A 13,983-nucleotide genomic window follows, 5' to 3' on the forward strand; every position below is an offset into this window, starting at 1 on the left:
AAAAATAGTATAAGTCACATTATACCATTTTTATGTCTTTATAGTTGATTATAATAGGTTTGAACTAACTGTGTGAAATCGTCAACAGTATAGTCCACTCCCCAGTAGTAGTTAGCCATGCTGGTCCAATAGTCGACAGGGTCAGTATGATCTGTACCTCCAAGGTATCTCGAGACCATATCGTGAGTCCAGATAGTGCCTTGGCCATCTTCTTGACCTACCGTAACTGGTAGATGGTAGTGATGGAGTTCTTGTGCCGTATAGTAGGCAGCATTGGCTAGTTGCCTAAGGAAGCGATTGGGATCAGCTTCTCGGGTCATTTCAAATTGTAAGAAATAGGGATTAGCCTGAGGACCTGCTCCCTGAGCCATCTTATTGGTATCAGCAATAGCCACAACCCTATCAGCATCGATAAAGCTGTGGACGAAAACACCAGATTGACGGTAATTGTTTACCATATAGGTGATTTCATCATCAAGTGTTGAGCCATCATTTCCAGTTTCGTGGATGATAATGCCTTTAGGCTTTTGATTAATGGTGGCATAGAGCAACTGTCTGAATTCCTTCTTATCTTGGCTAGTAGGGATTTTAGGGTAATTAAGATCCGCAATAGCTTGGTTAATGGGATTGTCTTGGATAATGGTGACCTCACTTGCTGGCAGATAATAGGTCCCATCAGCAACAGTGATCTCAGCAAAGAGTCGGCTTTTTCCTTTAATAAAATGCTCACGATAGCCAGAGATGGCTACCGTTTTGGAAGCTTCCAATGGATTTTGTGTTGCTTGAAATCGCCGATCACGTAGGTCTTGGTCTGGGGTAACATACGCTGTTTGATTGGTAGGATAGGTTAGTAGCTGCATAGCATAGTGTTGATAAAGGTTAAAACCAGCAAGTAAAATGAGCAAAAAAATGCCAATAACTACCAGCTGACGACGTTTTTTCTTCTTACGATAATATTTTGAGACGGGCATACCCTAGATTATACCACAGTATACTTAAAGGAAACTTTAGCGTCCCTTAGCGAGGAAAAATGATTTGGCTTGTGGAGTGATAAGAAGGGCCAGACTCACAAGCACAAGAATAAGTGTTGCTAAACCAGCTGTTCCATTCACCACAAAAGAATACCAATAGACAGATGTTCCTTTGGGAGCGTAAGAACCCCAGAAGATAACCCCAGCTATAAAATGCCAAAAGTATCTTGTCAAAACAGCTAGAGTGGCCGCTAAAGCACCGGTGATAAAAGCTTGTTTGTTTTGATTAGCCTGTAATTTTTTTTGAAATGGTGTCGCTAGGAGACCGGCGATTCCCATAGACAGAAAAGCAAGGATATACTCGATTAAAACTTGAGAAAGTGCTAGATAATAGACTTTTCCAAGAGCAAAATGAAGCAAGCCCCATAGCAATCCTGCTAGAAGTCCATATTTTGTTCCACGACGTAGCGAAAAAACGACTAGAGGAATTGCCCCGAAAGAGGGCGAAAACCAACTGGCAAAATCTGGAATGAAAGACAGGATCATGGCAAGTGAGGTAAAAATGGCCGCTTCAACAAATGAAATCAGGTTTTTAGACATAAAAAGACTCCCTTCAAAATGGACTGTGGGAGTCTTATCAAATGTCTTGTTGGGCACAATTCCTACGCTGGTACTAACCAGATCAGGTTGATAAGGATTTCACATTTGTGATCTCAGCCAAAAGGCACTCCCTTGTGGTATTAAACTGTAAAAAGTAGACGACTTTCATTAAAATGAAATCGAATACAATTTAGTGTAACGAAAAAAGCTCAGTCTGTCAATAGACTAAGCTTGAACTTACTCTTGTGCTTTTTGACTTGGGCGTTGTCCAAATAATTTTTCATAAGTATCACCGATGCTCTTATTAGAAGCAATTCGGTTTAAATCGAGCACTTTATCGAATCCCTCAACGTAGCCTTGTGAGGTATATTGATGAAGGTCGTAATCAAGATCGGTGTGAGGATCTTCTTCATAATAACCGGAGTCCGTTCCGTAAGTTGGAAACCATATGGCATCAAACTTATCTGTGGAGATACTGTGCTCCTCCATGAAATAGGTTCCGATATAGATTCCGATATTTTTGGCGCCTAGTTTTTCGAGTTCTTGACGAAAAGCCTCCACACCTTTATCCATATCAGTCATCGTTTTTTCCTCTACGTCTAACCAGTAATAGGTTGGTTTATAGGGAGATGATTTTTCATATAAAATACGGGCCTCTTCACGCATTTCCTTCACGCTTTTTCCCATAACGTAGGCATAAACAGCTACTGGAACATCACGCTTTTGAAATTCTTCAATATGTTTTTTGTAAGATTTGTCAACACCTTTAGCATTGGTTGCATTGTTATCAATACCGATTCCCGATCCTCCGAAAACACGGACAATAACACCTGAAACATTTTCGGATAGGGTATCATAATCCATTTCTTCTGGAAGTTGCCAACCAGAAACATCGATGATGGGATCAAGGGAAGTAATTTCCTCTACTTTTTGGGTTGAAGATGTTGTTTTATTTTTCTGGGAACTAGAGCTAATGGTTGGAATAGTATTTTTGGCAGCAGTTAATTGCACATTTCTTTCGTACATGGCGAAAAGTTTTGTTGCAATTAAAAGTGTTAGCACGAATCCTAGAAAGACAAAGACAACAATTGGTTTTATTCTCTTTCTCATCTCCGCTATTGTAACTTAAAAAATATAAAAAATCAAAGTAAGTAACCCCAAAAAGTTATTGTAAAGCCATTTTGTCATCATTTTGTTACATTTACATAGTTTTTAACTATATAAAATTATAAATTATATATATTTTTCAACTATAAGGTGTTTTGCTAAAATGGAAGCATTACATTACATTGGAGATTATTATGGTGAAAAAATATTTTGAACATGTTGGCTCTTTTCTTCGTCCAGAAGCGTTGCAAAACGCATGCTCAGCCTTTGAAGCTGGGAACTTATCTGCAGAAGATCTCAAATCAGTCGAAGATATCGCTATCAAAGATTTGGTTGATAAGCAGATCGCTGCTGGACTTGAAAAGGTCACAGATGGTGAGTTTCGTCGTGCTTACTGGCATCTTGATTTCTTTTGGGGATTTCAAGGGATTGATCATATTCAAGCAGCTTCTGGTTACCAATTCCATGGTGAAGAAACCAAGGCAGACTCAGCTTTGATTGCTGGTAAAATTTCAGGAGAAAATCATCCTTTTGTAGCAGCCTACCGTTTTCTAAAAGAATATGTCGATAGTCTTAACACAACTGTAGAAGCAAAATATACCATTCCAGCTCCTGCTCAATTTTATTTTGAACTCATCCGCGATGAGGAGCACGTGGCAAAATTGAATGATATTTATCCTAATTTTGGGGAATTACGAGAGGATCTCAAAAATGCTTATCTGCAAGTGATTTCGGATTTGGTAGATGCTGGTCTCAAAACCTTGCAAGTTGATGATTGTACGTGGGGTGTCTTAGTTGACGATAATTTCTTGACGGCTTGGGGACAACCACAAGGTAAAACGAAACTTGAGGTTCGTAATGAGCTAGCAGAACTTTTCTTAACCTTGAACAATGATGTTTACCAAAATATCCCAGAAGGGCTATTGGTTAACACCCATGTTTGCCGTGGGAATTATCATTCGACTTGGGCGTCATCTGGCGGCTATGATCCTATAGCAAAAGAACTGTTTGCGGATGAAGAAGCTAAAACGTATTTCCTAGAGTTTGATACAGAGCGTTCAGGTGGCTTTGAACCATTAAAAGCCTTTAAAGATCCTGAAAAAGTAGCTGTTTTGGGACTTATCACATCGAAATTTCCAGAACTAGAAGATAAAGAACAGTTGGTTTCACGTATTAAGGAAGCGAGCCAGTACTTACCTCTGGATCAACTTTGGCTTTCAACACAGTGTGGCTTTGCTTCAACTGAGGAAGGTAATATTTTAACAGAAGAAGATCAATGGCGAAAACTGGCCTTGGTTAAAGAAGTCATTGACCAGGTTTGGAGCTAATTCATAAAAATACTAGAAAATCCTTGAATTATCAAGGATTTTTTTCTTACCATGGTCAAATGGGGATTTATTTGAGATAATACTCTTATGGTACAACCAAGAAAACGATTTTTAACTGTTCAAACCATGAGTAAGATTGCCATGCTTTCAGCCTTATGTGTGGTACTACGTTATGCCTTTGCGGCGTTCCCAAATATCCAACCGATTACAGCTTTATTTCTACTTTTAGTGACTTTTGAAAATTTAGGACTTGCTTTTTTGGTGATGGGACTAACAATGTTGATTTCCTCTTTTTTATTAGGATTTGGACCGTGGGTATTTTTTCAAATCATTAGCTTTGGTTTGCTGTTAGTCTTTTGGAGACTCCTGACCATAAGGAAATGGAATCGCTACTTTTTATCACTTTTATCAATGTGTACCGCTTTTTTATATGGTATGATTATTGATAGTTTGATGGCGTTTTTTTGGGGAATGCCCTGGTGGTCCTATGTTGTAGCAGGACTGCCGTTTAATCTAAACCATGCCTTATCAACACTTTTGTTTTATCCCATACTAACGTTTATTTTAAGGAGATTTTATCATGAAAAGAATGATCACACCGATCGCCCTCATTAGTTCCATCTGTTTATTAACTGCCTGTGCTAATAATGAAAAAGCAAAGCTAACGGATTCTTCAGACGACATCAAAGTGACTGTGTCTGTAAAGCCACAAGGTGAAAAAGAGAGCACAAAAGAAGTGACAGTGGACAAAGATGACTCGGTTATGGACGCTCTTGAGGAGGGGTTTGACGTCGAAGATGACAATGGCTTTGTCACAGAAATTGACGGACATCAGCAAGACCCAAGCAAAAATCTTTACTGGATGTATGACATAAACGGTAAGATGGCTGAAAAAGGAGCTGAAGATATGATCGTGTCTGATGGGGATAAAATCGTCTTTTACCAAGAAGTCGCTAATTAAAATGATAGGGGTTGGACATTGTGTTCAACCCCACTTTTAATAGTTATTTCCAACTGTTGAAACAATCGATTAGACTTTAAAAAGCAAGTAATATGGGATTCTGTCTGACAGAAAAACAATATTACTCGCTTTTTACATTGACATCAGATTTTTATCCTAATATCATCGTCAAGACTTTTAATCTAAAGAGATTTAGATTCAGGGGATAATCTCAGATTGCTTTTATGTTTCATATGCAATTTATAGTAAGAGATAAAAAGAGTTTGTTATATTTGTTCTCTAACGGAACATTGTCGAATAGACGATGTTAGTAAGAAAAGAGATTAGCTGTCTTTTTTTTACTTGTTTTTGATTGCGGTGTCCCCAAAATCATTCGAAGATAATGTTTTTACTTCTTTTTATTTTAGATGGCTTTCGATATCAGAACGCAAGTTTTCAGGTTCTGTCTTGGCGGTAAAACGCTTGATAACGGTACCGTCTCGACCAACTAAAAATTTTGCAAAATTCCATTCGATAGCTTTACCGAGTGGTCCCTTAGCTTCTTCTTTTAGCCATTGGTAGAGGGGATCAGCTGCTTTACCATTAACTTTGATTTTTGCAAAACGTGGGAATGTCGTCTGGTAGTTGATGCTACAAAACTGATTGATCTCATCTGCAGTACCAGGTGCTTGATTCATAAACTGGTTGCAGGGAAAATCAAGAATGACAAAGCCTTGATCTTTATAGGTGTCATAAAGGTTTTGTAAGCCTTGGTATTGTGGTGTCAGCCCGCATCCGGTGGCCGTATTGACAATCAGAACCAGTTTTCCCTTGAATGCTTCGAGTGAGACGTCATTGCCGTCCTGTCCTTTGACGATAAAATCACTGAGTTTTACCATAATCAAGCTCCTGACTATAAGTAATGATTTGATCAACCGTGTCACTCAAGAATTGGATAGTATCTCGAAGAGGTTTGTCGGTTGAAATATCAGCACCGATGATCATGGCCGTATCAAGTGGTGTTTTACTGCCACCCGATTTTAGGAGTTCTAACCATTCTTGAGCTCCATTGGCGTTGTTTTTGAGGTTTAGGTAGCCAGCTGTTGAGAGAACCAAGCCTGCTGAGTAGGTATAACTATAAAGTCCCATATAATAGTGAGCTTGGCGCATCCAGGTAAGAGCCGCATCGTCGTCAATCTCGACAGCATCACCCCAGAAGTCGGTTAAGACTTCCTTCATGAAAGTGTTCAGTGTCTCTGCACCGAAAGTACCGCCAGCTTCAATTAAATCATAAACCTTACGTTGAAAGGCAGCTTCAAGCAAGTGAGTGATGAAGTTATGGAAGTAGGTATCTGTTAATCGATGAGCTAAAGCGAAACGTTTCTGGCGAGCGGTGTCAAATTGGTTTTCCAAATAGTCGCTTAAGAGTAATTCATTGAAAGTTGATGGCGCTTCGACATAGTAAGTTGACATGTGGGTGTTGTAGTAGGATTGATTGTTATCAGAGAAAATGAACTGTCCAGAGTGTCCAATTTCATGAATCAAGGTGTAAACATCTGACATACGTCCGGTCCAACTCATGAGTACGTAAGGGTGAACCTTATAGGGATCAGCTGCATAGCCACCAGAATCTTTATTTGCATTTGCAGCAAAGTCAACCCAGCGTTCGGTTTGATAGCGTTCGACTTCTTTGATATATTCTGGACCAAGAGGGGTGACTGATTTCATGACCAATTCGTAAGCATCGTCGATAGAAACATCTGGATTGAGCTCAGTGTCGATGTCTAATTTCCAGTCAGCAAAGGTCATTTTGTCTAAACCGTTAACTTCAGCGATATGCTTGAGGTATTTTTGAGCTACGGGTCCAAATTCGGCCATTATAAGGTCAATTTGACGATCAAACATACTGCGGTCAACTTCTTGTTCTGCCAAAAGATAATCATAAACAGAATCGTATCCCCGCATGTCTGCGATTAATTTTTCAGATTTAACCTTGGCAAGATAGGCAGCGGCAGCAGCATTTTGATGTGCTCTTAGCCCTTTAGAAAAAGAGCGGAAGGCTTTTTCTCGAATCTCTGCATCCTCGTGGTTCTGATAGAAATTTTCATAGCTAACAAAAGAATTTTGATAGATTTTGCCATCAACTTCAAAATCTTCCATAGCAAAATCACCAGCACGCATCTTAGTGTAGATATCGTATGGGGCACCTAGAACTTCTCGCAAGTTTGAGAGGGCTTTTTCCACTTGAGGATCAAGGAGGTGTTTCTTTTGGATTTTAGCTTGGCGAATGGCTGCGCTAAAGTGAGGATTAGCTTCTAGTTCATCTAAAACAGCAGAATCGGCAGTAGCTAGCGCTGTATCAAAGAAGCTGAGAGCCACACTAGCTTTGGTTGCAAAATCATCACCAGCTTTTGCGATTTCAGCAAATTCCTCGCTTGAAAAATCAGTGGTTTGCGGCATGAAGGCGTAGGTTTCGATGTGACTCATTTGGATGTAAATCTGTTCAAGTTCCATCAGAGCTTGTGTAAAATCATCAACTGAGTTCAAGTTGTTCTGATAATCACGGACAAAGGTATCAATATCTCCTAAAGCTTTTTCGATGGCTAAGAGAAAATCTTGGCGATCTTTATATAAAGCGGTTAAATCCCAAAGTTCATTTTCAGGGAAGTCGGCACGTTTTTTTAATTTCATTGGATTCTCCTTTTCTTAATAGTATAACAGATTTGAAAAATATACTTAAAAGGATTTGTGAAAAAATTAGGGAAATCAAGTGACATTTAGCTTTGAAAAATGATATGATAATCCGTAAGGATAATAGAAACGGAGTGAGTTCTGTGACGATACAAAAATTAGAGAGCAGCAGCAACCAGCAACTGATACAAGAAGAAGTTGCTATACTAACGACACTTCTAGAAGAAACAACTTCTCATATGGTGGGTGAGGATACCTTTGACAAAATAAAGCAGTTGACACAGTTGTCACAAGAAATGGATTATCAAAATCTTCAAACGCAAATCGCTGATTTGAGTACTGAAGATATGATTATTATCTCGCGTTATTTTGCTATTTTACCTCTGTTAATCAATATTGCTGAAGATGTGGACTTAGCCTATGAAGTCAATTACCAAAACAATGTGCATAAAGACTATTTAGGTAAATTATCTACAGTGATGGAAGCTGTGGCACAAAGTGAGCATGCGAATGACTACATTAACCATTTGAATGTTGTTCCTGTATTAACAGCTCATCCGACACAAGTTCAACGTAAAACCATGTTAGAGTTGACCAATCAGATTCACGATTTGCTTAGGAAGCATCGTGATGTGAAGAGAGGATTGATTAACCAGGATAAGTGGTATGCTGATCTGCGTCGTTATATTCAGATTATCATGCAAACAGACATTATTCGAGAGAAGAAACTTAAGGTAAAAAATGAAATCACCAATGTGATGGAATATTACAATACTTCTTTAATAAAGGCAATCACTAAGCTTACAAGGGAGTACAAAGAATTGGCTGAAAAGCATGGGCTAGCTCTTGAGAATCCTAAACCGATTACAATGGGGATGTGGATCGGTGGTGATCGTGATGGGAATCCCTTTGTTACAGCTCAAACCTTAAAGCTCTCGGCAACCTTACAAAGTGAGGTGATTCTCACTTACTATATCGAAAAGGTGACAAGTCTCTATCGTCAAGTCTCTCTTTCAAGTACACTTGGTGAAGTGTCAGAAGAGATGATGGCACTAGCTGAAAAATCACAGGATACATCGGAATTCCGTGAAAATGAGCCTTATCGAAAAGCCTTTTCTTATCTACAAGCTAAACTTGTTAACACACTAGTTAGAATCAAAGGGGATCAAGACGATACTCTTCCGAAATTGACTAAGTTAAGCCAAGTCAAAAAACAGCCACACACAGTTAGTTACCATCAATCACATTCCAAAGATCCTGAACTTATCCAAGATTACTATGAAACATCACGAGAATTTAAGGAAGATTTAGACACTATTCGTGATTCTTTGATTGCCAACAAAACAGAGACTTTGTTGAGTGGGGACTTCACAGAGTTGCTGCAGGCAGTTGATGTCTTTGGCTTTTTCTTGGCAACTATCGACTTACGTCAGGATTCCAGTGTGCAAGAAGCCTGTGTTGCTGAACTATTAAAATCAGCAAATATTGAACAAGATTACAGTGCCCTATCGGAAGACGAAAAATGTCACCTTCTTTTACACGAACTGACAGAAGATCCGAGATGTCTGGGCGCAACCAATGCACCAAAATCCGAATTATTGGAAAAAGAACTGGCTATTTATCAGACGGCGCGTGAACTAAAAGACCAACTAGGTGAAGAGATCATCAAACAGCATATCATCTCGCATACGGAAACAGTATCGGATATGCTTGAGTTAGCTATCATGCTAAAAGAAGTTGGGTTACTGGATAAGGAAAGTGCCCGCATCCAAATTGTTCCACTATTTGAGACCATTGAAGATTTGGACAATGCTAAGGCCATTATGACTGATTATCTAGGTCTTGATATTGTTAAAAACTGGATTGCAGATCAAGGTGGTTATCAAGAAGTCATGTTGGGCTATTCAGACTCGAACAAGGACGGGGGTTACCTTTCTTCAGGATGGACACTTTATAAAGCTCAAAACGAACTAACCCAATTAGGCGAAGACTTTGGTGTCAAGATCACCTTTTTCCACGGTCGTGGAGGAACTGTTGGTCGTGGTGGTGGGCCTTCTTATGACGCCATTACGTCTCAACCATTTGGCTCCATCAAAGATCGTATTCGTGTGACTGAGCAAGGCGAGGTTATCGGTACAAAATATGGTAATAAAGACTCTGCCTACTATAACTTGGAAATGTTAGTTTCTTCGACATTGGATCGTATGGTGACTCAAATGATTACTGATCCAACTAAAATTGATGATTACCGTGCGACTATGGACATCATTGTTGAAGACAGTAATCACATTTATAGAGATCTTGTCTTTGGCAATCCGCATTTTTATGATTACTTCTTTGAGGCAAGTCCTATAAAGGAAGTATCTAGTCTCAATATTGGTTCTCGTCCAGCAGCGCGTAAGACAATTACCGAAATTTCTGGCTTGCGTGCGATCCCTTGGGTTTTCTCTTGGTCACAAAATCGGGTTATGTTTCCTGGATGGTATGGTGTTGGTTCCAGCTTCAAACACTATATTGATCAAGATCCAAGCCATTTGGCGAAATTGCAAGAAATGTATCAATCTTGGCCATTCTTCAAGTCTCTATTAGCTAATGTTGACATGGTGCTATCGAAATCTAATATGAACATTGCTTTCCAATATGCTCAGATGGCAGAAGATCCGGCCGTTCGAGATGTATACGCAACTCTTTTAGACGAGTGGCAATTAACAAAAGATGTTGTGTTAGCTATCCAACAACACGAGGACCTTTTGGAAGAATTACCAAATCTTAAGGCCAGCCTAGACTATCGCCTGCCATACTTCAACGTTCTCAACTATGTTCAAATTGAGTTGATCAAGCGATTACGGGCTGGAGAGTTGAGTGAGTCAGATACTAAGCTCATTCATATCACGATTAATGGTATTGCCACTGGTTTGCGAAATTCAGGCTAAGATAAGATTGAGATAACTAGTGCAGTAGTTTAAAGTCAGGCATTACCCGTCGATCGTATAACTTTTCAGAAAAAGCGGATAAATGGGAGTAGACTTAACTCGAAAGATTGAAAAAGAATTTGTCAACAAGTCTTAAGCCTTGTTGGTGACCTATAAACGTTTCCTTCCCAGACCGCCTCGCTTTCCTGTTTCTAGGCTCAGGTGTTAAAAGTTTTACTGGAACTTTTAACGCCCCCTGAATAACTCCAAAGGTTTGGGGAATCTTTTTAACCAATTCAACCACTGCGTTAATATGTTTTTGGTTAATCAACAGTTGATATATTGGATTTTGTGTCCAACTACTTTCCACTGGGACTGGAGAGATGACATTTTTGAATGATCGGCCGAGTGGATCGGTTGATATAGTAATAGTGTAGTCACTAGGCTTTTGCCCGATGGTCAACCTAACCGACTTAACATAAGGGAGCGAGAAAGAGCGCATTCAACTTGTGATGTGTCCTTCCTCGTTCCTTTTCGTTAATAATGGCCATCTTACCGATAGTATCTTCTCAGTTTGGCTTTTCCTTGAAAGATGATATAATGCTAATGTCATTAACAGAAAAAGAACTAAAATTATGCATATTGAAAAAAAACATCTTCTTAATTATTCCATTCTCTTACCCTATCTCATTTTATCTATTTTGGGTTTGATTATTATTTATTCCACAACCAGTGCAACATTAATTGACTTTGGACTCAATCCTTTTGCTTCCATGATTAATCAAGGGGTCTTTTGGATTATCAGTTTGATTGCCATCCTTTTTATTTATCGGTTAAAGTTGAACTTTTTAAAAAATTCCAGAGTGGTCAATGCAGCGATCTTTGTTGAGGTTATTTTGTTAATTGTCGCGCGATTTTTTACGCAAGAGGTTAACGGAGCACATGGTTGGATCGTCATTGGTCCTATGAGTTTTCAGCCTGCTGAATATCTGAAATTGCTGATTGTATGGTATCTGGCCTTTCATTTTAGTAGACGTCAAAAGTCCATTGCCGTTTACGATTATCAGGCTTTGACCAGACGTCGCTGGTGGCCGAGAGAGGCTCAGGATTTCAAGGATTGGCGAATGGTCTCTCTGCTACTCATTGGTCTTGTAGCAGCTCAACCCGACTTGGGAAATGCGGCTATTATCGTGTTAACAGTCTTAATCATGATCACGGTTAGCGGTATTGGTTACAGATGGTTTTCAGCGATTTTTTTAAGTATCACCGTAGCCTCAGCTCTATTTTTAGGTCTTATTGGAGTTGTTGGTGTGGAAACGATGGCTAAGGTTCCAGTCTTCGGTTATGTTGCTAAACGATTTAGCGCCTTTTATAATCCTTTCAATGATGTGACAGATTCAGGACATCAATTAGCCCATTCTTATTATGCAATGAGTAACGGAAGTTGGTTTGGTCTGGGGCTTGGAAATTCAATCGAGAAGCGCGGCTACCTTCCTGAGGCAACTACCGATTTTGTCTTTTCAATCGTAATGGAAGAGTTTGGTATGATTGGTGCTTGCTTGATCTTGTCATTAGTTTTCTTTTTGGTGTTACGGATTATCCTGGTTGGTGTCAAAGCTAAAAATCCTTTCAATGCTATGATGGCGATCGGCATTGGTGGCATGATGTTGATGCAGATTTTTGTTAATATCGGTGGTATATCTGGTTTAATTCCGTCAACAGGAGTAACTTTCCCGTTCTTTTCTCAAGGTGGGAACAGCTTGTTGGTATTATCTGTAGCTATCGCTGTTGTCTTAAATATTGATGCCAATGAGAAACGTGCTGAAATCATAGAAGAAGCAGAAAGAGAAGCTGCTAAAGTAGAAGTAGAAGACCTATAAAACCAGATTTTTCTGGTTTTTTTGTTACCTTTTGGTGTTGTGAATCGTTATATTAGTGAAAGGTGGTGAGGGATAAGCGTGAAATTGGATGATTACGAAGAAAGTCTAGTCGAAATAGCCAAAGAGATTTCGTTTTATTTGCAAAAAGGAGGTGCTTTGAAGGCAGATGCTGATGACATTTCGCAAGATTTATTTGTCAAATTACTAGAAAGTGATATTGATTTACCTTTTGAAAAATTGCGTGCCTGGATGTATCGGACAGCCATTCGAAAATACATTGATAACTATCGACGTCATATGACTTACCAAAGTATTTTAAGAAAAGAATTTTTTACCCAATCTGCGCTAACCCCTTTCGATCAGGAAGATACTAGTGATTTAGAAGAGATTTTAAAACAATTGCCTGAAACTTATTTTCTTGTCATTGATCTCTTTTATTTCCAAGATTTTTCCATTAAAGAAATAAGTGGTTTGCTAGACATTCGGCAAGCAACGGTAAAAATGCGATTATCTAGAGCTAGAAAACAATTAAAAAAATTGATAGAGAAAGAAGGGAAAACTTATGAATTCACTAAGTCATTTTGAAAAAATAGCTAAAAAATCAAAACGCAAGCATACAATAAAAACAGCAATTTATGCTGCGCTACTTGCTACCTTGTTCTTGGGATTAGCAGTTAAAGGTTTGGTAGAGTTAACCAGCAAGAATGGACAGCGTATTTTAGAACGCTATGAATTCCTGAATCATATTGCCTACCCAAATATGTTTTATAAAAATTATTATTTTAATGCTTCGGGTTTATTTTCTGGAGAGTTTCAATCTAATCGTGTCAAAAATATTGATGGGATTGAAGTTCCTTTTGAACCAATGAAGGTTAAGTACTCTCTAACACAAGCATCAAGCCATGACAGCACTTCTTGGGGCTTATGGGATTCTAAAAATACGGGTGTATATAGTCAAGGACAACAGCTTAAAATACCAGTTTTTTACAATATAAATCATTCTTATACAGACGAAGTAGATCCAGTGGTGACGCAGGATTTGAATGTTATCCAAAAAATGCCTAATCAAGCAGTCGAAGTAGCTGTGACCTTTGACAAACCCTACACTTACTCAGAAATTCAGAAAATGGTTCCTAAAAATGTGTTAGTCAACTGGTACTGGATTGGTAGTAAAAGCCAATTCGACACAACAGAATTTGCTATGGATAATACTTTAGGGGTTATGGGAGACGATGAAGGGAGGCTATCTCCTAGCGCTTTCAAGCAGTTCCGACACCATCTGAAGAAAGGAAGTCAATCATTATGGTTAGACAGTAGCTATGGTAGTGATGGAGAGAAGAGGGTGCTGATTAAGGATGAGGCTAATGCTTACGTAAAAACGAATAAGACCCTCAAAGATGCTACTTTTTCAGGAATTTTGATTAGTGGACGCTCTGAAAATTTAGCTAAAATGAAAGATAGAGACTGGATTTTTGCATCTAATATTGGTCAATCAGTTCAAATTCAACCATATCATCACCTCACAAAATAGGTGAAAATAGTGAAAAAGGCACA

General features: G+C 38.9%; 12 protein-coding genes and 1 riboswitch. Of the genes, 7 read left to right on the forward strand and 5 right to left on the reverse strand.

The features are described from left to right. Window positions 1–38: 38 nt before the first annotated feature. From G574_RS0102565 to G574_RS0102575, 3 genes are all read right to left on the reverse strand, one after another. Window positions 39–971 (reverse strand): peptidoglycan recognition protein family protein, encoded by a 933-nt coding sequence (locus G574_RS0102565; RefSeq protein ID WP_029690835.1) that lies wholly within the window; start codon window positions 969–971, stop codon window positions 39–41. 36 nt (window positions 972–1,007) lie between these two features. Then, window positions 1,008–1,571, reverse strand: a complete 564-nt coding sequence (gene thiT, locus G574_RS0102570) for an energy-coupled thiamine transporter ThiT (protein ID WP_029690836.1) — start codon at window positions 1,569–1,571, stop codon at window positions 1,008–1,010. A gap of 42 nt (window positions 1,572–1,613) precedes the next feature. After that, a riboswitch (TPP riboswitch) is annotated at window positions 1,614–1,713 on the reverse strand. Window positions 1,714–1,808: 95 nt separating this feature from the next. Further along, window positions 1,809–2,681 carry a glycoside hydrolase family 25 protein gene (locus G574_RS0102575; RefSeq protein ID WP_029690837.1) on the reverse strand — a complete coding sequence of 291 codons (873 nt, stop codon included), beginning with the start codon at window positions 2,679–2,681 and terminating at the stop codon, window positions 1,809–1,811. A gap of 191 nt (window positions 2,682–2,872) precedes the next feature. On the opposite strand from G574_RS0102575, the gene G574_RS0102580 reads away from it, so the two are divergent. From G574_RS0102580 to G574_RS0102590, 3 genes are all read left to right on the forward strand, one after another. After that, window positions 2,873–4,006, forward strand: coding sequence for a 5-methyltetrahydropteroyltriglutamate--homocysteine S-methyltransferase (locus G574_RS0102580; RefSeq protein WP_029690838.1), 1,134 nt, complete (start codon window positions 2,873–2,875; stop codon window positions 4,004–4,006). Between the two features lie 87 nt (window positions 4,007–4,093). Further along, on the forward strand, window positions 4,094–4,621 hold the full coding sequence (locus G574_RS0102585) for an ECF transporter S component (RefSeq protein WP_029690839.1): 528 nt from the start codon (window positions 4,094–4,096) through the stop codon (window positions 4,619–4,621). Beyond that, window positions 4,587–4,967: a DUF4430 domain-containing protein gene (locus tag G574_RS0102590; protein WP_029690840.1), complete on the forward strand. Its 381-nt coding sequence runs from the start codon at window positions 4,587–4,589 to the stop codon at window positions 4,965–4,967. The genes G574_RS0102585 and G574_RS0102590 overlap by 35 nt, the downstream gene beginning before the upstream one ends. Before the next feature lie 398 nt (window positions 4,968–5,365). Here G574_RS0102590 and G574_RS0102595 read toward each other — a convergent pair whose 3' ends face one another. Both G574_RS0102595 and pepF read right to left on the reverse strand, forming a co-directional pair. Further along, window positions 5,366–5,845: a glutathione peroxidase gene (locus tag G574_RS0102595; RefSeq protein WP_029690841.1), complete on the reverse strand. Its 480-nt coding sequence runs from the start codon at window positions 5,843–5,845 to the stop codon at window positions 5,366–5,368. Beyond that, window positions 5,829–7,637, reverse strand: a complete 1,809-nt coding sequence (pepF, locus tag G574_RS0102600) for an oligoendopeptidase F (RefSeq protein WP_029690842.1) — start codon at window positions 7,635–7,637, stop codon at window positions 5,829–5,831. The genes G574_RS0102595 and pepF overlap by 17 nt, the downstream gene beginning before the upstream one ends. Window positions 7,638–7,780: 143 nt before the next feature. Between pepF and ppc the strand changes: the two genes are divergently transcribed. The 4 genes from ppc (at window position 7,781) to G574_RS0102625 (ending at window position 13,960) form a co-directional block, all read left to right on the forward strand. After that, a complete protein-coding gene (gene ppc / locus G574_RS0102605; RefSeq protein WP_029690843.1) occupies window positions 7,781–10,570 on the forward strand; it encodes a phosphoenolpyruvate carboxylase in 2,790 nt (929 codons plus the stop codon). Between the two features lie 614 nt (window positions 10,571–11,184). After that, a complete protein-coding gene (ftsW, locus tag G574_RS0102615; RefSeq protein WP_029690845.1) occupies window positions 11,185–12,429 on the forward strand; it encodes a cell division peptidoglycan polymerase FtsW in 1,245 nt (414 codons plus the stop codon). Window positions 12,430–12,501: 72 nt separating this feature from the next. Then, window positions 12,502–13,014 carry an RNA polymerase sigma factor gene (locus G574_RS0102620; protein ID WP_026217580.1) on the forward strand — a complete coding sequence of 171 codons (513 nt, stop codon included), beginning with the start codon at window positions 12,502–12,504 and terminating at the stop codon, window positions 13,012–13,014. Then, the gene (locus G574_RS0102625; RefSeq protein WP_029690846.1) at window positions 12,992–13,960 is read left to right on the forward strand and encodes an anti sigma factor C-terminal domain-containing protein; all 969 of its coding nucleotides are present in this window, start codon (window positions 12,992–12,994) and stop codon (window positions 13,958–13,960) included. The genes G574_RS0102620 and G574_RS0102625 overlap by 23 nt, the downstream gene beginning before the upstream one ends. The last annotated feature ends 23 nt before the right edge of the window (window positions 13,961–13,983 follow it).

The sequence above is a fragment of the Streptococcus hyovaginalis DSM 12219 genome (assembly GCF_000420785.1).
In the GTDB taxonomy this organism is placed as follows: Bacteria; Bacillota; Bacilli; order Lactobacillales; family Streptococcaceae; genus Streptococcus; species Streptococcus hyovaginalis.